23 protein-coding genes are annotated in these 25,269 nt (G+C 41.3%); 7 read left to right on the top strand and 16 right to left on the bottom strand.

All coding sequences use genetic code 11. The features are described from left to right. The first annotated feature begins 215 nt into the window (after nucleotides 1-215). Complete coding sequence (locus CDC33_RS01705; RefSeq protein WP_109007021.1) at nucleotides 216-659, top strand: TOBE domain-containing protein; 444 nt, start codon at nucleotides 216-218, stop codon at nucleotides 657-659. Nucleotides 660-878: 219 nt separating this feature from the next. Here the strand turns inward: CDC33_RS01705 and CDC33_RS41105 are convergent, their stop codons facing one another. Then, entirely contained in the window at nucleotides 879-3,449 is a 2,571-nt protein-coding gene (locus CDC33_RS41105; RefSeq protein WP_109007022.1) for a beta strand repeat-containing protein, read from the bottom strand. Nucleotides 3,450-4,626: 1,177 nt separating this feature from the next. Here CDC33_RS41105 and CDC33_RS01715 point away from each other — a divergent pair. Next, nucleotides 4,627-4,848, top strand: a complete 222-nt coding sequence (locus tag CDC33_RS01715; protein ID WP_181374201.1) for a ferredoxin-thioredoxin reductase variable chain — start codon at nucleotides 4,627-4,629, stop codon at nucleotides 4,846-4,848. A gap of 5 nt (nucleotides 4,849-4,853) precedes the next feature. Here the strand turns inward: CDC33_RS01715 and CDC33_RS01720 are convergent, their stop codons facing one another. The 8 genes from CDC33_RS01720 to CDC33_RS01755 form a co-directional block, all read right to left on the bottom strand. Beyond that, complete coding sequence (locus tag CDC33_RS01720) at nucleotides 4,854-5,075, bottom strand: hypothetical protein (protein ID WP_109007024.1); 222 nt, start codon at nucleotides 5,073-5,075, stop codon at nucleotides 4,854-4,856. 98 nt (nucleotides 5,076-5,173) lie between these two features. Then, nucleotides 5,174-5,965, bottom strand: coding sequence for a YdcF family protein (locus tag CDC33_RS01725; protein ID WP_109007025.1), 792 nt, complete (start codon nucleotides 5,963-5,965; stop codon nucleotides 5,174-5,176). Nucleotides 5,966-6,100: 135 nt separating this feature from the next. After that, nucleotides 6,101-6,607: a hypothetical protein gene (locus CDC33_RS01730; RefSeq protein ID WP_109007026.1), complete on the bottom strand. Its 507-nt coding sequence runs from the start codon at nucleotides 6,605-6,607 to the stop codon at nucleotides 6,101-6,103. 79 nt (nucleotides 6,608-6,686) lie between these two features. Further along, nucleotides 6,687-8,216, bottom strand: coding sequence for a bifunctional aminoglycoside phosphotransferase/ATP-binding protein (locus CDC33_RS01735; protein ID WP_109007027.1), 1,530 nt, complete (start codon nucleotides 8,214-8,216; stop codon nucleotides 6,687-6,689). Between the two features lie 99 nt (nucleotides 8,217-8,315). Next, the gene (locus CDC33_RS01740; RefSeq protein WP_109007028.1) at nucleotides 8,316-8,921 is read right to left on the bottom strand and encodes a 50S ribosomal protein L25/general stress protein Ctc; all 606 of its coding nucleotides are present in this window, start codon (nucleotides 8,919-8,921) and stop codon (nucleotides 8,316-8,318) included. Nucleotides 8,922-8,997: 76 nt separating this feature from the next. Next, nucleotides 8,998-10,341, bottom strand: a complete 1,344-nt coding sequence (locus CDC33_RS01745; protein WP_109007029.1) for an adenylosuccinate synthase — start codon at nucleotides 10,339-10,341, stop codon at nucleotides 8,998-9,000. Between the two features lie 104 nt (nucleotides 10,342-10,445). After that, nucleotides 10,446-10,637 carry a hypothetical protein gene (locus CDC33_RS38200; protein WP_181373861.1) on the bottom strand — a complete coding sequence of 64 codons (192 nt, stop codon included), beginning with the start codon at nucleotides 10,635-10,637 and terminating at the stop codon, nucleotides 10,446-10,448. Between the two features lie 223 nt (nucleotides 10,638-10,860). Then, on the bottom strand, nucleotides 10,861-11,970 hold the full coding sequence (locus CDC33_RS01755) for a redoxin domain-containing protein (protein ID WP_109007030.1): 1,110 nt from the start codon (nucleotides 11,968-11,970) through the stop codon (nucleotides 10,861-10,863). 542 nt (nucleotides 11,971-12,512) lie between these two features. Between CDC33_RS01755 and CDC33_RS01765 the strand changes: the two genes are divergently transcribed. Further along, nucleotides 12,513-14,642 carry a PAS domain S-box protein gene (locus CDC33_RS01765; protein ID WP_109007031.1) on the top strand — a complete coding sequence of 710 codons (2,130 nt, stop codon included), beginning with the start codon at nucleotides 12,513-12,515 and terminating at the stop codon, nucleotides 14,640-14,642. Nucleotides 14,643-14,963: 321 nt separating this feature from the next. Here CDC33_RS01765 and CDC33_RS01775 read toward each other — a convergent pair whose 3' ends face one another. Then, the gene (locus tag CDC33_RS01775) at nucleotides 14,964-15,200 is read right to left on the bottom strand and encodes a hypothetical protein (RefSeq protein ID WP_181374202.1); all 237 of its coding nucleotides are present in this window, start codon (nucleotides 15,198-15,200) and stop codon (nucleotides 14,964-14,966) included. Between the two features lie 284 nt (nucleotides 15,201-15,484). On the opposite strand from CDC33_RS01775, the gene CDC33_RS01780 reads away from it, so the two are divergent. Then, complete coding sequence (locus CDC33_RS01780) at nucleotides 15,485-16,363, top strand: phosphodiester glycosidase family protein (protein WP_109007033.1); 879 nt, start codon at nucleotides 15,485-15,487, stop codon at nucleotides 16,361-16,363. Nucleotides 16,364-16,404: 41 nt separating this feature from the next. Here the strand turns inward: CDC33_RS01780 and CDC33_RS01785 are convergent, their stop codons facing one another. Next, the gene (locus CDC33_RS01785; RefSeq protein WP_146195760.1) at nucleotides 16,405-16,899 is read right to left on the bottom strand and encodes a hypothetical protein; all 495 of its coding nucleotides are present in this window, start codon (nucleotides 16,897-16,899) and stop codon (nucleotides 16,405-16,407) included. Nucleotides 16,900-17,474: 575 nt separating this feature from the next. Here CDC33_RS01785 and CDC33_RS01790 point away from each other — a divergent pair. Then, the gene (locus CDC33_RS01790; RefSeq protein ID WP_181373862.1) at nucleotides 17,475-18,680 is read left to right on the top strand and encodes a histidine kinase; all 1,206 of its coding nucleotides are present in this window, start codon (nucleotides 17,475-17,477) and stop codon (nucleotides 18,678-18,680) included. A 62-nt stretch (nucleotides 18,681-18,742) separates the two neighbouring features. On the opposite strand, the gene CDC33_RS01795 is transcribed toward CDC33_RS01790, so the two are convergent. Continuing rightward, the gene (locus tag CDC33_RS01795; RefSeq protein WP_109007036.1) at nucleotides 18,743-19,768 is read right to left on the bottom strand and encodes a response regulator; all 1,026 of its coding nucleotides are present in this window, start codon (nucleotides 19,766-19,768) and stop codon (nucleotides 18,743-18,745) included. After that, complete coding sequence (locus CDC33_RS01800) at nucleotides 19,756-19,956, bottom strand: hypothetical protein (protein ID WP_109007037.1); 201 nt, start codon at nucleotides 19,954-19,956, stop codon at nucleotides 19,756-19,758. Before CDC33_RS01800 ends, CDC33_RS01795 begins: the two co-directional genes overlap by 13 nt. Before the next feature lie 576 nt (nucleotides 19,957-20,532). Here CDC33_RS01800 and CDC33_RS01805 point away from each other — a divergent pair. Continuing rightward, the gene (locus CDC33_RS01805; RefSeq protein ID WP_109007038.1) at nucleotides 20,533-20,793 is read left to right on the top strand and encodes a CRR7 family NDH-1 assembly protein; all 261 of its coding nucleotides are present in this window, start codon (nucleotides 20,533-20,535) and stop codon (nucleotides 20,791-20,793) included. Nucleotides 20,794-21,259: 466 nt separating this feature from the next. On the opposite strand, the gene CDC33_RS01810 is transcribed toward CDC33_RS01805, so the two are convergent. Further along, nucleotides 21,260-21,829, bottom strand: coding sequence for a DUF2854 domain-containing protein (locus tag CDC33_RS01810; protein WP_109007039.1), 570 nt, complete (start codon nucleotides 21,827-21,829; stop codon nucleotides 21,260-21,262). A gap of 264 nt (nucleotides 21,830-22,093) precedes the next feature. Here CDC33_RS01810 and CDC33_RS38205 point away from each other — a divergent pair, with 264 nt between their 5' ends. Next, nucleotides 22,094-22,267, top strand: a complete 174-nt coding sequence (locus CDC33_RS38205) for a hypothetical protein (RefSeq protein ID WP_181373863.1) — start codon at nucleotides 22,094-22,096, stop codon at nucleotides 22,265-22,267. Between the two features lie 129 nt (nucleotides 22,268-22,396). On the opposite strand, the gene CDC33_RS01815 is transcribed toward CDC33_RS38205, so the two are convergent. Both CDC33_RS01815 and ppk1 read right to left on the bottom strand, forming a co-directional pair. Next, a complete protein-coding gene (locus tag CDC33_RS01815) occupies nucleotides 22,397-22,813 on the bottom strand; it encodes a response regulator (RefSeq protein ID WP_109007040.1) in 417 nt (138 codons plus the stop codon). A gap of 188 nt (nucleotides 22,814-23,001) precedes the next feature. Continuing rightward, on the bottom strand, nucleotides 23,002-25,182 hold the full coding sequence (ppk1, locus tag CDC33_RS01820) for a polyphosphate kinase 1 (protein ID WP_109007041.1): 2,181 nt from the start codon (nucleotides 25,180-25,182) through the stop codon (nucleotides 23,002-23,004). Nucleotides 25,183-25,269 lie beyond the last annotated feature (87 nt).

Here is a 25,269-nt window from a genome sequence, read left to right on the forward strand (position 1 = left end):
GTTGGTATAAAATAGCAAGATGACTTAATATTAAGTAACAAATTGTTTTGTACCTACAAAAAATAAATATTTATGTAGTTAAATGTATGAGATTAGTCAATAAATTTTCTCTAAAAATAGAGAAAAACCGTCAATAAAAAATATTTTTATTAAAACAACACATCGAATTGATACTTGGTAGAATCATACCAAGAATAACTAAAACTGATAACATTATGCCAAGAAAAGAACAAGGATGGGTTACGTTTCAAACCTCAGAGGACGAGCGAAAAATTCTAGAGGAGTTCTGCGAACAGTCTCAACGTACCAAGACTGAGATTCTGCGGGAACTCGTGCGTAGCCTGAATCAGCATTCATCAGTACCAATATCGCCCTCAATTCAGCAGGAAAAACAGGAAGATATTTATACTCAAAAGCCTGATATAGAAAGTAGTATTCAAAAGAAATCACTAAAAGTTAGCTCTCGCAATATTCTTAAAGGTGTCGTTAAACGAGTTGTTTATGGAGCAGTTAATAGTGAGGTGACTCTAGAGATTATTCATAAAGTAGAATTAACCTCGATTATCACTAGAGCTTCCGCAGAAGAGTTGGAACTATCTGAAGGCAAGGAAGCTTATGCGGTCATTAAATCTAACGATATTGTCATTGCTAGAGAATAGAAATGCGTGAATTTTAAGCGTTGGATATTAAAAAGATGAATTATCATCACTAATACCATTTCAGCTTAAAATTAATACATTTAGGCAAGCAAGGAAGGCAGGGGAGACAAGAAGAACGGTTTGTATCAATAAATTTAGTTCGTGAAATGGTATAACATCTTTGATATTGAAAAGCTACAAGATAAATTGAGATATATAATTGATGCGATGCTTGTAATATTATGCTTGCACGACAAAATCTGATGCACTCAGAGTTGGCGCACCAGTGAGAGTTGCAAATAGACCGCCGCTACCAAAACCAGCTGCACAGCCATTTTGGTTGTAGAACAACTGCCCACTCACAGCGTCGTAGATAATTTTCGCTGTGCTAGTCGCCCCGGAACTGGTGATTTTAAAATCACTGATATTGCTAAAACCTGTTCCTGGAGTTGAAGTAATAGCACTAAAAGTAGTTTTATCTAGGATAATCTTATCAGCTTCGGAACTGTTGAAATCAGCGTAGGCGTAGCCCGTCGTAGACATCGCATCTACACCAACAGCAGTCACAAAAGCAGCATCGGTGTTGTAAAGGAATCTGTCAGAACCTACACCACCAATGAGAATATCATTACCTACACCACCCACAAGAGTATCATTGCCCTCTCCACCGATGAGAATATCATCGCCTGACCCGCCCCGCAACAGGTCATTGCCACTCAAGCCATTAATGATGTCATTACCTCCTTGACCATTAATCACATCATTGGAGTTGTCAAAACCTGCGATGTTATTGTTTAAATCATTGAGGAAGGTGACAGTGTTTTTGTTGAAAATGCTAGCTTGAGTAGAGTTGGCATTAATTACATCAAAGCTATCGGCGATGTTGCTTTGCCCATCAAACTCTATATTGCCAATCGCAGGGCTTGCTCCAAAAACAGGAAGATTATCGAGGTTTTCTAATTTGAAGTTTTGCAGAATGACTTTGGTAGAAGCCACATTTTCAAAAGTAACTTCTAAGTTATTACCATTTTGAGTTAATTGCAGATTTTGGGCAGTTAAACCACTACCTGTAAATTGCAAGGTGTCAAAATTTGCAATGACTTCTGCTGAAGGATTTGTACCTTTACCAACGCCACCAAAATCGGTGATAATGTCATTGCGATCGCCAGAGCGAATAAAAAATTTATCTTGACCGCCGTTGCCTGTTAGGGTATCGTCACCAGTTAACCCATCGATGATATTGTTGCTTGCTGAACCAAATAAGTTATCTGCGCCAGGAGTTCCAGTTAGGTTGACAGAGGTGTTGCCATTAGGAATATTCGTTCCCCCAAATACCACATAGCTTTGCCCAGCACCAGCTTTGCCGTTGGCAAAGGCATAAGGTGCCCCAATAATCAGGTCGTCAATGCTATCGTTGTTGATGTCCCCCGCATTGCTGACTGAGAAGCCTGAGTTGTCATATACTGCAATGCCGTTAATTATAAAGCCATTAGTGCCATTCAAATCAGAGAGGTTGAGGGTGCCGCCACTGCCCAGATTTGTCCCCCCAAACACTACATAGCTTTGCCCAACAGCATCTTTGCCGTTGAGGGAGGCAAAATTTGCCCCAATAATCAGGTCGTCAATGCCATCGTTGTTGATGTCCCCCGCATTGCTGACTGAGGAGCCTGATAAGTTATATGGTGCAATGCCGTTAATTTTAAAGCCATTAGTGCCATTCAAATCAGAGAGGTTGAGAGTGCCGCCACTGCCCAGATTTGTCCCCCCAAACACTACATAGCTTTGCCCAGCAAGAGAGTTGCCGTTGGGGGAGGCATTAGTCGCCCCAATAATCAGGTCGTCAATGCCATCGTTATTAATGTCCCCTGCATTGCTGACTGAGTAGCCTGAGAAGTCACCTGCTGCAATGCCGTTGATTTTAAAGCCATTAGTGCCATTCAAATCAGAGAGGTTGAGGGTGCCGCCACTGCCCAGATTTGTCCTTCCAAACACTACATAGCTTTGCCCAGCAGAATTATAATATGCCCCAATAATCAGGTCGTCAATGCCATCGTTGTTGATGTCTCCCGCATTGCTGACTGAGCGGCCTGAGCTGTCATATCCTGCAATGCCGTTAATTTTAAAGCCATTAGTGCCATTCAAATCAGAGAGGTTGAGAGTGCCGCCACTGCCCAGATTTGTCCCCCCAAACACTACATAGCTTTGCCCAGCACCAGGTGCCCCAATAATCAAATCGTCAATGCCATCGTTGTTGATGTCCCCCGCATTGCTGACTGAGTAGCCTGATAAGTTATATGGTGCAATGCCCTTAATTTTAAACCCATTAGTGCCATTCAAATCAGAGAGGTTGAGAGTGCCGCCACTGCCCAGATTTGTCCCCCCAAACACTACATAGCTTTGCCCAGTAAGAGAGTTGCCGTTGGGGGAGGCACCATCTGCATCTGCCCCAATAATCAGGTCGTCAATGCCATCATTGTTGATGTCCCCCGCATTGCTGACTGAGGTGCCTGAGTTGTCACCTGCTGTAATGCCGTTAATTTTAAAGCCATTAGTGCCATTCAAATCAGAGAGGTTGAGGCTGCCGCCACTGCCCAAATTTGTCTCCCCAAACACTACATAGCTTTGCCCAGCATAAGAGTTGCCGTTGGGGGAGGCAAGTCGTCCCCCAATAATCAGGTCGTCAATGCCATCGTTGTTGATGTCCCCCGCATTACTGACTGAGGTGCCTGAGTTGTCACCTGCTGCAATGCCGTTAATTTTAAAGCCATTGTTACCATTCAGATCATTGAGATTGAAGAATGAATTAGCCATGATTTTCTCCTATGTTTAGTTGTTGGTCAGGGAGTGGGCTTTAAGGTTCTAGGCTTGAAGTTCCGTGTTCCAAGTAGGGGCGCACAGATGTACATTGGTGTCAATGAAAAGACAAGGGATAATTGGAGGGAGAGACAAGGGGATAGAGTTTCCCGTTATCCCCTTCGATGACTTGCACTATTTAAGAACTCTCAATTAACTGCTACTTCCACAACCAGGTAGGCTTTGGGTTTGTAGAATAACCGCTCATTCACAGTATCGTAGACAATGCGATCGCTATTGCTACGCTCTAAAATTGGACTGCACATGATAATTCGTAATTCGTAATTAAGAAATTTAATTAGGAATTATGTTAGTAGCAGTCTTTGGGTATCATTTAGTCAAAGGACTTGACTTTTAAATCTTTAAAATACTTTAATATCTTTAAAACACTTAGATACTCTGATGAATATGTAAGTAGTGTCAATAGGCTAAATGTAATTCTGGTAAAGTTATAGTTAACTTTATAAAGTGCAAAGTAAAGTTTTTGTCTTAGCGTAGCCCATCGGAAATATTGCTCTCTTAAAATTGGTTACGCATCTATCTAAAGATATAAAATTTTGGTGAAAATGAACATAACACGGAGATTTGTCTTTGCCTATTACAATCTCTGCGTCTTCTTTGAGCGCACGGACTTTGAAAGTTTTTTGCCCCCCAATTTATCAGGTGTTGGGGAGAGCGAAGTTTGTGGGGTAACTCTAGAAGACTTGTGAACACCACCGTAGCCGCTTCAGAGAGAGGAATAGAAGTGAGATGAGAGTGGATTCGATAATAACGGCGCGTCTGCTATGCACGAAAATTGGTAAGAGAGTTGACCTGGGGAACATCCTAGAGTGAAGATAAAAGGGTTAGATATCTTGTCACAGTAGTAAAGGCATCTGATATCGGCTTATTTCCTTGCATTTCCCTACTTTTGGGGTAAACACAGAGGATAAAGGCGATACGTATTAACGCGACAAAAAACTAAAAAAAGTACGCACGGATTGCTAAGACGTGCCTGGACGCAGAGGGTTAAATGCGCTATTGCATCCCGATGAAGCGTCAAGAAATAGCTGATTAAATCAAATTTTAAGCGATTTAATCATATATTTTGTAGCAGATACTTGTGGAAAATAAAATGCTAGGTGTAAATGTTGTTATGAAAGTTGGCGATCGCGTCCGCGTTAAAGAATCGGTAGTAGTGTATCATCATCCTGAACATCGGAATCAGCCTTTTGACATCAAAGGCACTGAAGGCGAGGTAGTAGCTATTGCCACCCAATGGCGAGACAGACCCGTAAGCGCTAATTTGCCGATTGTAGTCCAGTTTAGTAAAAAGTTTAAAGCCCATTTACGCGAAAATGAGTTAGAAGTCATCTAAATCACTTATCGGCGGCGAAACCACTGAAAAATATTCAGTTCGCCGCGCATTTTTTTAAGCTCTTGGCGATTCTGTTCTGCTGTAGTGTAATACCACTCACAATAACGCTGAAACTCTGACCGTGAACGAACTTCGTGGTAGAACTGATGAGTTGTTTGATAAGTGGCAAATGCTTCCTCAACTTGGGGTTGAGGGGATGGCATAATATAAGGTAAATTTTTAGACATCTTAAATAAAGTTAGAAGTTAGAAGTTAGAAGTTAGGAGTTAGGAGTTAGGAGTTTAGGTAATTACTACATTTCATAATTAACAACTCATAACTTTTATTAAATCCAACCGCGTAAACGATAAACTAAAGAACCAATGTACTCTTTTAAAGCGCTGGTAAATTGGTGCAAGTTATCGGTATCAGGTAATAAATTCAGTATAGCGGCTTTAGGAGTGTTGCCGAGTTCTTGCAGTTCACCCTCACTAACAAGAAAGTCAGTCGGTGTAGGAATAACATTAATTCCTTGGCGTTGGAAAATCTTAAGCGATCGCGGCATGTGCATTGCAGAAGTGACTAATAATACCTGATGAATGCCACGAGACTCCAAAATTTTGCGGACATTTACAGCATTTTGATAAGTATTTAGAGATTCAGGTTCTTGGATAATTGCCTCAGATGGAATACCAATAGATGTGAGTATTGTTGCCATATCTGCCGACTCTGAGGAACCACTACCACGCCAATCGATACGCCCGCCGCTAAGAATGATTATAGGCGCTCTTTTTTGGCGATACAGTTGTGCAGCATAAATCACGCGATCGCCTGATTCACTCAAATCGACGGTAGGTCTTGGGAAAAAAGCTGATTTGGTTGCGCCACCCAAAACCACAATCGCTTCTGCAACTGGTATTTGGGCGAGTGGAAGATTTTGCCATTCTAGCGATCGCACTAATGATTTAGCAATCCAAGCATTACTACAAAATAGCAATAAAGTCAAAGCAAAAGCAATTGCGATCGCCGCAGTGCGCGGTCGTTTCCACAACGTGACTAATGCTACTACCAAACTCACGCAGGCTAATCCTAGTGGATAAAAAAATAGTGGCAGTAATTTAGAGAGATATAAAAACATAGTGGGGAATGGGGAATGGGGCATGGGGCATGGGGAATAGGAGATGAGCGAGATGAGGGAGTAGAGGAAGAACTATTGATTATTGACTAATGTCCAATGCCCGATGCCCCATGCCCAATGCCCAATGCCCAATCCCTACTTTTCCCAAAACCTGAAATTGATACTACTTCCAGAGGCGCGACGGTAACGGCGGGCAGTTCTTCTTCTTTGCCGTTTGTTGATCCTGTCGTTCCTTGGTTCAATTTCGCCCTCTTCTAATTCTTCAACTTGCAACTGAGTTCTAGTTTCTTCCTTACTTCCCCACCAAGCAGTAATCCAGCCTCCAGCTAAAGCGCCTATTCCACCTAGCAAGATACTCATGGGTGCTGGATAGCCCAAATATACAAAGCCAAGCATGAAAAATAACCAGTATTTCAGTCCTGTATCGACACCATCAGAGGAGGCTACATTTGGTGCCTGGGGGCTATTATCAGTTACATTTGTGATCCAACTGAGGATGAAACCGCCCATGATACCTAAAAAGATACTCAGGGCTGGTGAGGAACCGGTCATTATCAATATAAATATTAAAAATGCCCCAAATAATAACTGAGAAAAGAAGCTGGGAGAAATACTGAAAAGGTCGTTCTTTTTGTCTGCCATAGAGTAAAAAAAGGCTATTAACTAATTACTAATGACGCTCGATAGCGTAGCGTTAACGACGTAGGAGCGTCATTACGAATTATTTTAATTGTGCCTGCTGTGGTTGAGTTGTATCCAAAATCTTTACGTAAGGTTGTTCTTCTTCAGTAAAAGGTTCAGCTTGTTTGATTTGTGAGTCTAATAAATCGGCAGTGGCATCAGCGATATCACCAGTGCGCTTGTTCAGACGCTCTTTTATAACTTCAAGGGGTGCTGTGCATTGGATAATTTGAAGGGAAAGTTGGTGCTTTGTAGCTTGAGCGATCGCTTCTTGCCGCAACTGCTGGCGATCGTACTTGGCATCCAAAATCACCGGAAAACCTTGTTGAGCTAGGATAATTCCCAATTCCAAGAGCCGTGTGTAAGTTTTTGCGGTCATCTCAGGGGTATACAAATCATCGCCACCTTTTTCCCACAGGGGAATTCCCCCTAAATGTTTCCGCACCGCATCAGAACGCAGGTGAATTGCTCCTAGTTGACGCGCTAAATGCCTTGCTGTGGTACTTTTACCAGAACCCGACAACCCCGACATCAAAATTACTTCTCCCAGCTTTGGTTTAGTATATTCCCAAGCCTGTTTATAATACTCACCAGCAGTTTTTGTCGCTTCTTCCTTTACCGTCGCAGGTACACTCGGATCGTCTAGCAAAAATGAAGTCACCTTGGCTCGAACATAAGCTTGACGGCTTAAATACAAAGGTAGTACCTGTAAGCCTTCCCAATCTCCAGTTTGCTCTATGTATGAATTCAAAAAGGCATTACCTAAGTCTTTACGCTGCCGCGCTTCTAAATCCATCACCGTAAATGCTACATCGTACATCACATCGACAAAGCGAAACGGCTCATTAAACTCAATGCAATCGAACAGCAAGATTTTATCGTGCCACAAAGCAATATTTCTCAGGTGTAAATCTCCGTGACATTCACGAATATAGTTGTTGTGAATTCTGCTTGCAAATAATTCTGCACGTTCAGCAAAAAAGTTATCTGTATATTGCTTCGTTTCTGTAAATTGCGCCTGTGTTTGGGGCCCACCAATATACTTTTCAGTTTGCTGATAATTTTCGTCAAATGCAGCTCTGACTTTTGGAACTTCACCAAAACTGCGAATATAATCATTCGTCTGTGCTTCGGCATGATATTGAGCCACCACCCGTCCCAACTCCTCTAGGTGTGTCTCATTTAATTTTCCCTGTTCAAAAAGTGTACTTAATAGCGACTCTTGCGGAAACTGTCGCATCTTTAGTACATATTCTACAGCCTCGTCAGTTCCTCCTAAATGGTATTGTTCGCCTATCAAGCTTATGGGCAAAACTTCTAAATACAGTTCACCTGCTCCCCGTTGATTCAATCGCAACTCTTCCTGAGAAAAATGTTGCCGCTTCTCTAAGGTGGAAAAGTCTAAAAAACCAAAATTCATCGGTTTTTTCAGCTTATAGGCGTAATCCCCAGTCAGCAGCACATAAGAAATGTGGGTTTGAATTAATTGAATAGGTTCTGTTACCGAATGGGGATAAAATCCAGGCTGCAACATTTGCTGAATTAAAGCTGGAAGAGTCGCTTCTGTCATCTCTGTCCTCTGCGCTCTCTGCGCCTCTGCGGTTCAAATACAAAAAAACCAGGAGTTTCCCCCTGGTGTCATCAAAAATTATTACACAGTTTACCTAGCTTAAGAAGCTGCCTCAGTTTCAGTTTCTGTCCCAGCATCTTCAGCGCTAATTTGTGGTGGCAAAACGCTGACAACAAGTCGCTCTGATTCAGCTAGAGGTGTTACACCTTCAGGAAAGGGTATATCACTAATACTCAAGCTGTCTCCTATATGCAGGTTAGAGACATCGATTTCAATTACATCTGGGATGTTTTCTGGCGCACAAGTCACTTGCAATTCAGTGATTACGGTGTCTAACACACCACCTTCTTGTTTAACACCAACAGCAGTTCCCACAAAACGCAGACGAACTTCTACAGTGGTGTTGCCATGGCCAGCAACTGCGAAAAAGCTGAGGTGGTAAGGCGTACCTTTTGCTGGATGGATCTGAAGTTCCCGCAGCAAGGTTTTGCCACGCCAAGGTGCATCAGCAATATTCAACTCAATCAAGGTATTGTTGACAGAAGCTCTTTTGAGCAAACGCTCAACAGTTTTGGCCTCAATGGTCAAAGAAATAGATTCTGTACCCTTATGACCATACAAATTGGCAGGTATCAGTCCAGCACGGCGCAAAGCTCTTGGCTTGCTGCCTTCTGGACGTTTTTGAGATTCGACTGTAATAGCCATAGAAGTTGTCCTTTGTCATTAGTCATTAGTCATTAGTCATTAGTCATTAGTCATCAGCAAAGGACTAATGGTCGATTTACGCACTAAGCAGGGTAGCAGGTGTACCGTCAGCTTGCAATAAAGCACGTTTGGGCCCGTGGATGGGGTCTTCTACGATTATGGTTTGATCGCGGCTTGCTCCTAGTGAGACGATCGCGATCGGGACTTCCATTAATTCAGCGAGGAATTTTAGATAGTCCAGTGCTTGCGGTGGCAAGTCTTCCAGGGTACGGCAGTGGGTTGTTGACACTTTCCATCCTGGTAAGGTTTTGTAGATGGGGCGACATCTAGCAAATTGACGAGAACTTGTAGGGAAGTGTTCGCTACGTTGGCCATCTATGTCATAAGCTACACAAACTTGAATTTCCTCTAATTCATCGAGGACATCCAGTTTGGTGAGCGCCATACAATCCATGCCGTTTATCCGCACGGCATAGCGACCGATGACGGCATCAAACCAGCCACAACGCCGTTTGCGTCCGGTAGTTGTGCCAAATTCAGCACCGCGCGAGCACAACATTTCTCCCAAGTGTCCATCCAATTCGGTGGGAAATGGCCCTTCTCCCACCCGTGTCGTATAGGCTTTCGACACTCCAATTACTCGGTCAATCATTGTCGGCCCTACCCCTGTACCAACGCAAGCCCCCCCGGCTACAGGATTAGAGGAGGTGACATAAGGATAAGTCCCATGATCTAAGTCAAGGAGCGTACCTTGTGCGCCTTCAAACAAAATATTCCGCCGTCGCTGAATTGCATCGTATATTTTTAACGATGTATCAATAACGTAAGGGCGCAAGCGTTCTGCATATCCCAAATACTGTTCAATCACCTCTTGTGCATCTAGAGGCGGCAAGTTGTAAAGCTTTTCTAAAATGACGTTTTTATAATTAATCGTCCACTCCAACTGCTCACGTAGCTCATCCGGGTTCATCAAGTCTAAAACCCGAATGCCTGTACGTTCAGATTTATCAGCATAAGTCGGCCCAATGCCCCGACCTGTTGTGCCGATCTTATGGCTTCCCCGTCGTTCTTCCGATGCCTGGTCAATCAAGCGATGATAAGGCATTGTTACGTGGGCTGTCTCAGATATCAGCAGGTGGTCAGTGGAAATATTTAGTTCTTTTAATTGGTCGAGTTCTGCAATCAAAATCTGTGGATCGATGACTGTTCCACAGCCGATAATGCAATCGGTATTTGGATACAAAATACCAGAGGGAATCAAGTGTAGCTTAAAGGTCTGACCTTTAACTACAATCGTGTGTCCGGCATTGACACCCCCTTGGTAACGAACCACAACATCTGCGGAACGGCTGAGTAAGTCAGTTATTTTACCTTTTCCTTCATCGCCCCATTGGGCACCTATGACAATGACGTTAGCCAAGAGCTTAAATTAAGAAGTAAAGTTTCCACAAACTATAATTATTAACATATTATTGGAATCATGTCAAGCTTATTCTAAAATAATCTAGCTGTTTTCAATTTCATCTACAAGCGATCGCTCTTGCGTGCGCTACTTATCAATTTTGGTGTACTTAGCCCTGGTATAGCTCGAAGTGTCGTGGCCTTCATTGGTGCAAGACAAGTTTTCTTTATTCGATGCTCCTGCGCGATCGCAGCAATTTTAATATTCACTCTATAAGGTAAGCTCATCGTTGCACAAATAGGACTTACGGACACTCTACGAATTCTCGGCGCTCTTGGCGTCTTGGCGGTTCGAGAAATTAAGCTTTTTAGCAATTTTTGCGTAAGTCCTAACAAAATCAACAACTGTTCGGATGTTAACTGTTTCTACGGATAATTTACTCAAAATTTTGGGCATTCGGGCATCAGAATAACCATTTTTCTTTGTTCGTAGCTTCCTAAAACCCTGTGCTATTTTTCCCTGCTTGCTTAGTTCAGTTTAAATATCGGTAGTACTGTTGAGTGCAATGTACTGGCTATTGTTTTCTCGAAACTGGGCATCTTCATCGTTGTAAAAAAACGACAAGAGAACAAATCGTTGACCACTGATGACAGGAGTGGCTTCATGAAGTAATGAGCAAGAAAAAATTAACGCTTCTCCTGTATTTGGACAATAAAGTTGAGATCCGTACTCTGGAAACCGTAAGTAGCCACCTTCATAAGAGCCAGTGTTGAGATTCAGTGACATAGCAAACCTCCGGTGAGCCGTACCTTTAGTTGTGTTATCGCGGTGGCGACTAAAGAAAGCTTGTTCCGTTGCTTCGTAACAAGCTACTACTTGGCGTTCAAAGCGAGTAATGCTAAACTGAAATGCTTTCTCAATCTCTGGCTTGACTCTGCGAACAATGCGTTGATTAATTTGCTGTAATAGTTGAGGATCTGAAATGAAATAGTCTCGACGTTTTTTAAAACTGTAGTCGTAAACCCCTACTGTTTTCCCGTCAATTTGTCGCATGAAGCCAGAATCTTGACCACCATCTGCTAAGTACAGATCGATCAAATTCTGGCAGAAGCTTGGCTCTAATACATTGGGTATGAAAAGCACAGGTGCAAGTTTTGGGGCTAGGCTAGTTGGTGGTATAGCAGGTAAACCTTTAATAAACTCGAAAACTTGCTCTACAGGATTAGCAACAGCTAGGGCATGAATAACTTGTAGGACTCGTAAATTTTCATCTAAAATAAAAATTTTTGGTTGATATTGCAATCCGCTACCTGCTGGATTATCGGGTTGACAAACACCATATTGGATGCTAGCCTCTCGCTTAAAATCCCACAAGAACTTGAAATAAGTCTTATTCTCAACTAATTCTGCCAAGAAAGTATCATCTGAGTCTATACTGACACCAAAGAATGGGGCTTGGTACGAAGCTAATTGGTTTTGGCGAGTACAGAATTGATTGAGAATTTCACGAATCCGATTATTTTTAGTACTGCCGAAAAAAAACAAAATCACACGATATCCACCAACTGAATTGAAATGGAAGGTCGGGTTTGAGGTCGAGGGAAGGATAAACCAAGGAACGGGGTCGCCAACAGTAAGAGATAACATAAAGTAAATTTATGTACCAAGTACTTAGTAGTATAACTTGTATAAATCAAGCACGTCTGTTTGACTGTTCCAATTTTCGACTATAATTTTCTCAAATAATAGCTAAGAGTTATTAGTTTACCGAAAAATCTTACGTAGCAAACAGGTAGCCCCTGTATATAAAAGGTAAAAGACAAAACCGACAAACAAGGTATTCAAAACAGTGCATAGAGTATGTATGCACATCCATATTAGCTAGTTTTGTTTTGGATTTACGGATAGATGTTGCAATGCAACATTCTAAAAATGTTATAGAAAGGAAACTTATACGAGCCAAACTCCATTGGTCACATTACTGCTCAAAATGAATTTATATTAAAAACTAGCGGATTTATTTGTAACTCTTATGTATAAATCATCATCCCAAAAATCCAGATATTTACAACTTGAAGAGATAGTATTTTGTTACCCGTGCTGTCACAATTATTAAATTATTCTCAGTATTTGTTTTTAATATTTAATTTTAACTGATGGAGGGCATCTGCGGCAGAAAGGGCGATCGCATGATCAAAAAATGGTATCGAGTCCAAAAGCTAAAAGCAATATTTATCCTAGCATTGGCAGTTGTATTTACTAATGCTGTAGTTTCATATATCAATACTGTCAAGCTGATTTCCAATCAAGAATCGGTGACATCCTCATATAAAGTGGTTACTGAACTTGAAAGTATCCAATCTAAACTTAAAGATACTGAAACTGCACAACGTAATTACTTAATTACAGCAGATGCAGATGATTTACAAACCTATTTTGCAGCTTATCAAAAAACTAATAGCAATATTCAGATTATTAGCAAGTTAACTGCCAATAACCATCAAAAGCGGCAGTGGATTTCTTTGCTTGAGCCGAAAATTAGTAACAGGCTCAACATGCTACAACAAGAAATTTACCTCAGACAAAATCAGGGATTTGAAGCAGTTCGGCAGCAAATCTTATCTGACAAAGATAAGCAAACCAACAAAGAAATCCAACAGCTTATTCACGACTCTTTAGAGGTAGAGCAAAATTTATTACAGCAGCAAATGCAGCAGTCGCAAGCAAGTTCTCAAAAAGCAATAGTTACATTTTTTATCGCTGCTGTTGTAGATTTAGTGCTGGTGGCGCTGTTGTATGACTTGTTGTGGCGTTATATCAGGCAACTTCAGCAGACGGAACTGACCCTACGCCAAAGTGAAAATCGTTTACGAGCCATGATAGATGCAGAACCAGAATGCATCAACTTAATTGCCAGGGATGGAACCCTTTTAGAAATTAATGCAGAAGGGTTGGCAATGATGGAAGTGGAAAGTGCCGATGTCTTAATTGGTAAACCAATTGATGCCCTAATTGTAACAGAGTATAAAGCCGCCTTTACCGACTTGCATAAAAGTGTCTGCCAAGGTAAAAAGGGAACTCTGGAGTTTGAAATCCTGGGATTTAAAGGTACTCGCCGCTACATAGAAACTCATGCCGTACCACTGCGTAACGAATCTGATGGCACATTCATCCATTTGGCACTGATGCGAGATATAACCCAGCAAAAACAGGCAGAACAGAAAATCCGTGAACAAGGATTGCTACTGGATGTATCAAGTGATGCGATTCTGGTGCGAAATATCCACAACCAAATCTTGTTTTGGAATCAAGGTGCTGAACGTCTGTACGGCTGGAAGACAGAGGAAGTTATCGGTAAGAATGTTTTGCAACTTTTGTATAAAGATATTTCACCACAGCTAGAAGATGCTTACTTGAGAGTGATGAATACGGGTGAGTGGCGGGGTGAGTTGCATCAACTGACAAGGGAAGGTAAAGTAATTATCGTTGAAAGTCGGTGGATACTGATTCGAGATGATAATGGACAACCCAAATCCATTTTGAGTGTGAACACCGAGATTACGCAGCAGAAACAACTGGAAGCTCAACTTTTGCGATCGCAACGTTTGGAGAGTATCGGTACTCTAGCTGGGGGTATCGTTCATGACCTGAACAATATACTATCCCCAATTTTAATGTCAGTTCAACTGTTGCAGAAGAAATTGCCCGATTCGCAGAGTCAGCAAATACTGCAAACTTTAGAAACTAATGTTAAACGCGGCGCTAATTTGCTCAGGCAAGTATTATCTTTTGCACGGGGCATCGAAGGCAAACAGACAATTGTCCAAATTCAGCCTTTGATAGCGGAAATTGAGCAAATTATCACTCAAATATTCCCCAAATCTATCATTTGTCAAACAGATATCCCTAAAAATCTGTGGTATGTCCGTGGAGACGCAACTCAACTACATCAGGTGCTGATAAATTTAGTAGTTAATGCCCGTGATGCTATGCCTAATGGCGGTACATTGAGGATTGCGGCGGAAAATGTTGTGATTGGTGAACATTCTGCCCAGATCAATATTGATGCTAAAGTGGGTTCTTATATTGCGATCGTAGTTACGGATACTGGTATGGGGATGTCTTCGGAAGTCCAGCAAAGGATTTTTGAACCATTTTTTACCACCAAAGAGGTAGGCAAAGGTACAGGTTTAGGACTTTCCACGGTGTTGGGCATCATTAAGAATCACGGTGGTTTTGTCAATGTTTACAGTCAGGTAGGCAGGGGGACTCAATTTACAGTGTACTTGCCTGCCTCAACACCCAGAGACACACATTAGACATCTCCAGAATTGGAATCAGTTGCAGGAGATGGTTAATTGATTTTGCTGGTGAAAGTATTACAAACTATAAATAATCCCGTCAACCAAAACTTTCTGCCCACATTGGAATTGGTTAATAGAAATAAAATATATCAGTTAATATGATACGCCGTTATCACTATTTTCTTGTCTGGACTATATACGGACTCGACTCTTGGGTATTCGTTATGAATCCACCATACTTTTATTCTATTAGACTGTGCAGGTGCGCTACCTGAGATTGAATATCCTGCCTGAGTCATTAAGGTTTCAAAAGTATTTGAGTCGAGAACTGTACAATTAAAAGCTGCTAGCCCCTGTATTTGATGTCTGTTTAGGGTCATAGCTACCCTGGTAAGTCGTAAAAATTCTATATCCTGGTAATACTAACGCAATTCCAGTGTTACTGTGAATTTTACCGGGATATTTATAGGGAATATCATCTGGTATGTTTCCACCAAGGCGAAAACTAAAACCAAATAGCCATATATACAAACCAGGTAATAGTAAATCCATGCTATATGCAATAGCTCTCATTGCCTCATTTTCTTTAAAAGAAGCACAATTTCTGGCTATAGCGAATTTTTTGGAGATATTTTTTAGCTTTGTGCTTTCTAACATGATCTTAATTTCAATCCCAAATAGGGATTTAGTAAGTTCAAGGGTTTCAATCCCTGTAAAGAAAATGGTTTCGCAACCTACCATATCATGATATCACGCTAGTTTCTAAATCTAGAATGTGCAATATTGTTCGCCGCGATCGCATAACGTCCTGATAGCATTAACGGCATCCGAGTTTATTGGATGGCTAAGGTTTAAATGTGAGAAAAATTAAACTACTGGGTTTGATATTAATTAGTTTGGCAATGGTATTGTGGTTGAATTTCCGTTTCTCAACACCGTCAATACCAACTGTTACATCTTTAACACCAAAAACTATCCGCTACTTCGAGCGCACTTTACCCCAAAGCATCGCTCACATTCTGTTGATTCCAGCTAATAGCAAATTTTTGGTAACTCCTGCATTATCACAGAAGGTAGCCACTGTAGAGGAATTTGCCCAAAAGCATCGAGCCGTAGCTATTTTGAATGCAGGCTTTTTTGACCCAGCCAACCAAAAGACTACATCTTATGTTGTCATACAAAGGAAGTTGGTAGCTGACCCTAAGGAAAACGAGCGATTGGTGAACAATTTCAACTTAAAACCTTACCTAAGTCAAATATTCAATCGCGCAGAATTCCGCCGCTACCTATGTGGGAAAACTAACCGCTATGCCATTGCTCTCCACAGTCAGTCACCACCAGCAGGTTGTCAGTTAGCCGATTCTATAGGCGCAGGCCCAAGCCTATTACCAGAACTCACGTTAGCAAAAGAGGGTTTTGTAGATAATACAAGTAAACGAGATGCACTTGGCAGCAACCAACCTAACGCCAGAACTGCCGTGGGTATTACCCGTGATGGTGGCGTTGTGTTAGTTATGGTGGCTCAAAAACCCTCGGCTCCCGCTAATTCTGGGATATCTTTGCCAGCATTAGCTGATTTTATGAAAACTCTTGGTGCTAATCAAGCGATGAATCTGGATGGGGGAAGTTCATCTTCGCTTTATTACAATGGTAAAACTTTTTACGGGAAGGTTGATTTGGAAGGAAATCCTATCAGGCGTCCTGTGAAATCAGTTTTGCTGGTTCAGGAAAACTAGTACTGTGTCAAGCCAACTTTATCTTTTAACTTCTCTGCGATTTAAATCAGTTGACATAGCTGATAACTGATTGTTAACTCACCAAAGAACAGTGTAGCTAGCACAAGCTTTAATCTTCTTCCAGATGCACTAGTTATAATACGATTGCCAAGCAACTGAAGTGATAGACTAGGACTAAAGGCCCCTTTAGCCTCACTCAAGGAGGGGAATGGATAAAGTTCGCTAACGTCAGCTGACAATCGATTCTGGAAATTATTCATCTGACGATGGTAAGCTGAATTAGGCAATAGGTGAAAAATGCCACTATTAAGCAATTTCAGGAACTTAGCGTCAGTCTGTGGTTCTTGGGGGCCAGGGTGATAATAGGCAAAGCGGTCAAGTGTCGCAGCAGTTTCTCTAGTATCTCTAGATTGATTTTCTGGGGAAAGTGCTACTTGTGCTATAGTCAAGAGTTTCTTGGCAGCCTCGAAAGCAGTGAGTGCTTTCTCTAAAAGTGCGTAGTTTACCGCCGTAGGCATCGCCTCTATGTTATCCAAAGTTTTCTCTTTGGCAATCCATCCCCTGTTCTTCTGGTATAGGGTAGGGGTTCTTGTAGGAAGACTGGACAGAAGGTGCGCTTCGCAAGTTATAGAGACAGTACATACTTAGCTGTGACTGTTTTCCCAATCATTACTAGGATTGGGTAGAGGCAAAAAAGACACTTCATCGTATGCACTGACGGTTGAGAAAGCTCCCTACAAATTTGGTCTGGACAGTTAACAACTTCCTGATAGATTAGATACAATTAGCATCTGCGTTTGCTTAAGTGATTACTTGTTAAAAGTAAGTACTCGAATTGACACAGTGTTAAACTTTTCACCTGTTAGCTCTAGCGAAAATTTTTGCTTCAGGGCAAATTAAGACTTAATATTCAAGGGACTTGGATGTTTCTTGGAGATAAAGTTAACCAAAACAGGGCAAAAGGCTGAAAAAGATATGTCTGATGTCAAAAACGCAGAAGTGATAAGAGTATTAAGAATCTAAAATAGATATTAAATTGAAGAAAAAACAACGACCATCGACAACCGTCAGTCTATTTTACTTTCTGTAAAGCGTCGCCAGGTTGTTACCAGTGCTGAAACACGATTACATGCAAGTTTCCCAGGATCAGCCTATTTATTCTGAGGCCCCACTCCAGCTGCTACTATTTGTCGATGGACGACCCAAGTCCCGACAACAAGTGCAGCGAATCCGTGCTTACTTAAAAGAATTGCAGGCTGAGTATAGTTTTGAAGTTGAAACTATCGATGTTGGACAACAACCTTACTTAGCAGAACACTTTAAATTGATAGCAACGCCAGCTTTAATTAAAATCCATCCGGAACCACGACAGGTTCTTGCTGGGAGTAATATCATAGCGCAATTAAAAAACTGGTGGCCTCGCTGGCAAGCTGCTGTAGACGCCTACTTAAAAGTACAGGAAGACTTACAAGAACGTATAGACGATAATACTAGGGCGACATCACCCAAATCCACTATCCGTTCAGTTGCTGTTTCTGCCGAACTAATTCGACTCTCAGACGAAATTTTTCGCTTAAAACAGGAAAAAGATAACCTCCAAGAGCAGCTACAGTTTAAAGACCGGGTGATTGCTATGCTGGCGCATGATCTCCGCAATCCGCTAACTGCTGCGGCGATCGCTATCGAAACTCTCCAATCTAATTACAATTTAGAGACGGGGCAATTCCAGCGCCTCAAGCCATCGATGACGGCGCATTTATTAAAACAAGCCCGCAATCAAACTAAGGTTATTGACCGCATGATTGCTGACCTTTTAGAGGTAGGTCGGGGCAAAGATAAAGAGTTCCCTATTTTACCACAAAAGGTGCAACTGGGTAAAGTGTGCTTAGATGTACTAGAAGAATTGTGCGATCGCTACACCGCCAAATCCCAAGAGGTAGAGATAGATATTCCTAGTGACTTGCCTTATGTATATGCTGACCCAGAACGCATCCGCCAAGTGCTAGTGAATCTGTTGGATAATGCCATCAAATATACCCCAGAAGGTGGCAAGATTAGTGTTGCTGGATTACATCGCACTACCCAAAAAGTTCAGTTTAGTATCGGCGATACCGGGCCTGGTATTCCTGTAGAGAATCGCGATCGCATCTTTGAAAATCACTTCCGCCTGCAACGGGATGAAGCTACAGAAGGTTACGGGATTGGTCTTTGTTTATGCCAACGCATCATCCTGGCACATTATGGTCAAATCTGGGTAGATTCTGCCCCCAATAACGGAGCATGGTTTCACTTCACATTACCAGTTTATCCTTCTTAGAGATTAGGCAAAACATTCACTAATGACTAATGACCATTGTACAGACGCGATTAATCGCGTCTCTAAAAACTTGAGACAAAGCGATCGCGTCCCCCGGTTTTTGCTTGGTAAAGTGCTTTATCTGCCCGCACAATCAAATCTGAAGGAGAGGATTCCCAAGTGGGCACAACAGTAGCCACACCCATACTTAGCGTGACATGCTGACTCACCGCAGACCCATCGTGAACAATTTGCAAATCTTTGATTCCCTCTTGTATCGCTGCGGCAACGTGAAGTGCGCCAGATGCAGGCGTATATGGCATAATCACAGCAAATTCTTCGCCACCATAACGCGCTACTAAATCCTGATGTTTTTGCGCCTTGAGGCTTAATAAAGCACCCACCTTTTGTAAACAGACATCTCCGGCCGGATGACCATATTTATCGTTATAAAATTTAAAATAGTCGATATCACACAAAATCATTGACAGGGGAGATTCCTCTTGTGCCAGATTAATCCACTGAGTATTGAGATAATCGTCAAAACGGCGACGATTTGCCAACTCAGTTAAGCCATCTACATTGGCCAAGTGGTGCAAAGCTTCGTTTGCCGCCTCTAACTGTTTGTAGACTTGCGCTTGCTGTAGCAGGCGACGCAATCGCTGGCGCAATACAGGCCAATGAATTGGCTTAGTGACATAATCAGTCGCCCCTGCTTCAAAAGCACGATCTACGGATTCTTCATCATCTAAGCATGTGATCATCAATATAGGAGTGCGCTCCCATATCTTGGATATCACAGTATTATTAAGTCCAGAGTTAGTATCAAAAGTTGCAAGAGCTGATATTAAATTATTCCTGGCAATTTGGAGCAAGTGCTTACAGCAGGTAAAACCATCCATCACAGGCATTACAGCATCTAACAAAACTATATCCGGTTTGATAATCTCGTAAGCATCTAAACATTGCTTACCATCATTGGCTTCGACCACTCGATAACCTTCTTGTTCCATAGCTTTACGCAACAATACTCGGATGGTCTTGTCATCATCAGCTACTAGAATCAGTGGTGGTTGCTTAGAAACAGAAAATGGAGTTATGCCTGACATGAGTTGCCTTCCACTTGCAGAACTATCCTGAAAAAGGCTATGCAACTCAATCGCATGGGGGCGATCGCTCTTTTTATCAATGCCAGGATTTGCGGCAAAGGTGTGTCTGGCTTCACAATCAACTGTTCTTTGACAATAGAGGCTCTTGTGTTACTGAGCCAAGCAAGCGGTAGAGAACTAAGTTGCATAGACAATCTATAATTGGAACACGAAGGCAATTCTTACCTTTTTGTTCGCCTATGGTTAGGAGAGGAAATGTTACTTTTATATTTCCCCATTGTTAAAGTCAAATTGCGATTTTTCAAAAAATTGCAAATGTACACCTTATTGATTCAGTTCTGTAGTTAGTTTAGAAACTTAACGATACAGGGCAAAGCAAAAACACAAGTGCGCTTATAAGATAGTTAAGACTAAATATTAATATCAATAATTGACTCAAATTTATTTAGTCTATTCGACAAGGGCTACGGATGTCTAGTCTAATTACATAGAATAGAAATTTACCTGAGCGACAAAGCTTTCTTATAGATTAATTTTGGAATAATAAAATAATTAAAAATTATTATTTAATTCTGAGATATTTTAACCAAATAGATTATAGTTATTTAAAAATCCACCGACTTCGAGCTAAGATTTATAATTTAGACATGCTAAATTATAAATTATTGAATAATTTAATAAAATTAATTCATAATTAGCATATAAAAATTTATCTTTATTTCATCCAAAAGTTAAAACCTATTTCCACTCACTAAATATTCAAAATGCCAGACTCATTAATGTATCAGCAAGATCACTTTGTGGTTCTAGAAACAAATCAACCAGAACAATTTCTGACACAATCAGAGTTATTAGAAAAGCTCAAAACAACTCTCCAACAACTTGTAATTCAAGATTTGCCGCCTGACTTGCAAAAGTTTGATACTGCGGAAGCTCAAGCACAATATTTACTTGACACCACCTGCGAATTAGACATTGCTCCTGGGCAATATTTGCAGTGGTATGCAGTTCGTTTAGAAAAGTAACTTTTTGGTTAGCAATTAAGAAGTAGCATAACAGACAGTAGATTTGTAGATTGGATTGGACTTAAGTACTACCCAACAAAATCTTGAAAATGTTGCGTTTTATTCCTCAACCTAACCTAAATTGGAGTTATTTTCTAAGCTTAACCTACGCAGTCTTGTAAGCAGGGTGAGAGAAGAATTGCTCAATAATACCCAATACTTGTTGGGTTTTGGGGAAAAGGGAAAGGGGAAAGAAAAAACCTTTAATCTAAACCCAGTAACCTTTTCCCCAAACCAAATTCCGAGTTAAAAATCCAAAAACCGAGCAGTATTGCAATAATACCCTCTTTCTTCCCCTGCTCCCCCTGCTTATCCGAACCGTATTGGCAGATCGCCAACTTCTTTGATAAGTCGGGGATCTGCGCGTTTGATTCAGGATTGGTACATAAAAGAATCGAGTTTGGATAACGAGAATTTTTGTTCTTGACTATTGACTAGTGACTAGTGACTCTTTTTGAGTATTGATCAGTGCTAGCTCAATTTTGTTTTCAGATGGCTGCGTTATTTGAACCTCCAATCCAGGGCCAAAATAGTTGGTCATTTTTTCCTGCTTTTGTTGCCAGACATCAATTGGTATTAGCGGTGAATCAAATTCCAAAACTAGGGCATAGCTGCCATTAACTTCTGTTTCTCGCAAGCCTGTTACTGTTGGCCGTTCCTGGTCTGAGGGACTCAAACCCAGAAAAGAAAGTGTTGTATCTAGATGAGCATCTTGACCGTAACAATATCGAGTGATGTCTTTGCGAATTTTATTTTGGGTGTCAGTTGCTTGCTGTTGGCGCAATATTAATGCTGACGGTGACGTAGTTTGAGTAAAGGGCACTGGCTTGAGTTCATTAGCTTTCAGCGCCAATCCTCCCAATAATAGAGGAATTCCGTAAAAAAATCCGACAAGATTTAATGTGGCATTATTAACACCATAGGCGACGAAACCCATGATGGTTAATATACTGCCGATAGTTAAACCGAGTGTTCCCAAAGAGATTTGGCGTAGCATAAGCTTAAATTAGTATAAAGTCTGAATACCTCAGTTTTATTATCATCGGTTATGAATAAGTAATTAGGGAAGAACATTGTTCCTAGACGTAAGAAGTCAAGGGGTTCTGCCTTCCTTGTATAAGAATTTACGTAGACGCAAGGACACGGATTTCTAAGCCACAAAGTTTGTGTAGTAGACTAGTAAGGGCGTATTATTGCCCCCAGAATGTTGGATTTTGAGTTAACTTTAAAGTTAAAGGTACTTAAAGATAGGAAAAAAATAATGGATTTACAGACTATAAAAGAACGAATTGCCGCAGTTCAAAGCAAACGCGAGTATCTGTTAGGTCTACTTGAGCAACCAAATTTGGGAACTTTGAGAGTTGACGTAAATCAGGCTTTGGAAGAACTGGATGAATTAATTGATGAATTTAGACGCACCATTCCGGTAGAGTAAAAATTATCGAAAATTACGTCGGTTTAAGCCTCAACTTCAGGTTAACCCGACGCTTTTTAGTATTATCATGTCCTCAAATCCCCCGAATTGAACTAAGTGTTAGTTGGCGAAGCAACATAGCTGTATCATTTATCCTGCAACGGAACCATCTCCTGCACGCTGACCTAACTGCCTAACTAAAGCAATGAGTTCCTTTGTAGGTACATCTTTCTTGCAAACATCATCAAAGCTAGACATTGCCTTTGCCCCCTGGAAATTTACGTCTTCCACTGAGGAGTAAGCAAGGATCTGGGTGTTCGGAGATATAGCTTTAATGTGACTAGACGCACTCCAGCCATCCATAACTGGCATCTGTAAATCTAGAACAATTACGTCAGGATGGCAACGTTTAACCATTTCTATAGCTTCTTCACCATTACTGGCTAAACCTACTACTTGAATATTTTCCTGGCAAGAAAAAACTAATTGTAAGGTTAAACGAGTCAGTTCGTGGTCATCAACTACTAGAACACGCAAGGTAGAAAGCTCACAGGATAACATTAACATTAAGGGAAAGACGAAATTATTTCAGAACAGCCTCTCTAGTTTATGGGAACAAATGCCAGCACTAACTCTATCCTATGGTTGAATAACTTGTGTGAACCCATGACAAACAATTTAGATAACTTCTCAAAAAAATCAAGTTTTCTAAAAAACTAAGTTGAGCTAGTTGTCAAGGTAGAAGTAACTTATTTTTAATCAATCAGGTTTGAGGCTACACCACTTGAGCGTAATGCCATATTCATAAGAATTTTTTGTGAATTAGCTTCTGGAGAATCATCATAAGGACGCCGTTGAATGTAAGTGCCATCGGCTTGTAATTCCCAAGCTTGGCGATTATCTGCGAGCATAATTCCCATAATTTCTTGCAAATCTTTGGCAATATCTGGGTCTTTGACTGGGGTAATTACTTCCACTCGGCGATCTAAATTACGGCGCATCCAGTCGGCACTGCCGATATAGATTTCTTCCTGTGTATTGTTGTGAAAATAATAAATCCGAGAGTGTTCTAAAAAGCGACCGACAATGCTGATTATGCGAATGTTTTCACTAATGTCTTTGAGTCCTGGACGCAAACAGCAAACGCCCCTGATAATTAAGTCGATTTGCACTCCAGCGCGAGAAGCTTCATATAAAGTGGCGATAATTTGCGGATCGACTAAAGAATTCATTTTGGCAACAATGCGTCCAGAAAATCCATTTTGAACATTTTCGATTTCGCGGTGAATTAGTGCCAAAAAGCGATCGCGCATATTCACAGGTGCAACCAGCAACTCTCGATAAGACTTTTGCAGGGAGTATCCGGTCAAGAAATTAAATAAATCTGTGATATCAGCACCTAATTCTTCACGGCAACTAAATAATCCCAAATCTGTATACAGTCGTGCCGTTTTGGGGTTATAATTACCAGTGCCAATATGCACGTAGCGGCGTATCCGGTCTTTTTCGCGCCGTACCACCATGACGGTTTTACTGTGGGTTTTCAGTCCCACTAAACCATAGACAACATGAACCCCTACTCTTTCCAGTCGTTTTGCCCAGTAAATATTATTCTCCTCATCAAATCGCGCCTTTAATTCCACCAGTACGGATATCTGTTTGCCATTTTCGGCGGCGGCAATTAAGGCGTTGACAATAGGCGAGTCACCAGAAGTCCGGTAAAGGGTCATTTTGATGGCTAAAACATTCGGATCGTAGGCAGCATGGGTAATAAAGCGCACCACTGTAGCCGAAAAGGATTGATAGGGATGGTGTACTAGCAAATCCTTTTCCCGAATTACAGCAAAAAAGTCTTTTCCTTCGTCCGTCTCCAGCCCATCTGGATCTAAATTCGGTTCTCTGAGCCTTTGCAAACGTAATGGTACAACAGATTGGCGTGGTGGATCTTTAAATTCTGGCAATGGCAAGGACATAAAATACATCAAATCCCGCAGTCCCAAAAGACCATCTACTTCGTAGAGATCGCTTTCTGTTAATTCCAAATCATGCAATAATCGCGATCGCACTATTTCAGGAGTCTGGGATTGAAGTTCTAACCGGACTGGACTTCCGCCCAAGCGCCGTTTTCGCAATTCCTGTTCGATCGCTAACAATAAATCATCTGCTTCATCTTCTTCTAAGACCAAATCGGCATCACGGGTAATGCGGAACGGATGATATTCTTGAATGTTCATCCCTGGAAATAGAGATTCCAAGTTATGAGCGATCGCTTGTTCTAAAGGTACACCAGTCCAGTGGGCAGGTTTATCGTTTTTCTGATCTCCCAACTCCGGCGGTATCGGTAAAAATCGGGGGAGAACACTGGGGACTTTAACTCTGGCAAAGAATTCTTCTTCGGTGTCTGGGTTTTTGACCACAACAGCCAGATTCAGACTGAGATTAGAAATAAAAGGAAACGGATGGCTAGGATCAACAGCCAGAGGAGTCAAAACTGGAAAGACTTGTTCCTCAAAATAACTGTTGAGATGAGTCCGTTGTTTTTGATTCAAATCTATGTAATCCAGAATATGGATGCCATGATTTACTAGTAGAAGACGAAGTACTTGCTCAAAATGTTGATGCTCTTTCTTTACAAGAGGAGTGAGGGTAGACCTAATATCGTCTAACTGTTGTTGTGGTGTCCGACCATCAGGAGTCAACAGGCTAACTTTTGCTTCTACTTGTTGCTTTAAACCAGCAACCCGCACCATGAAAAACTCATCCAAATTAGAGTTGAAAATTCCCAAAAACTTTAAGCGTTCCAGAAGGGGTGTGCGATCGTCACAGGCTTCCTGTAATACCCTGGCATTAAATTCTAGCCAGCTTAACTCTCGGTTAAGATAATATTGTGGATCGTTCAAATTGATGGGATTGGCGCTTTTCTTCGATTTTGCCATAACGATCTTAGGGTAGCCAGATGTAGCCCATACACATGGAGAACAATACACATAGTAAATTAAATCGGGCATCCAAGTGAAGCGCTT

This window comes from Nostoc commune NIES-4072, assembly GCF_003113895.1.
Lineage (GTDB): Bacteria > Cyanobacteriota > Cyanobacteriia > Cyanobacteriales > Nostocaceae > Nostoc > Nostoc commune.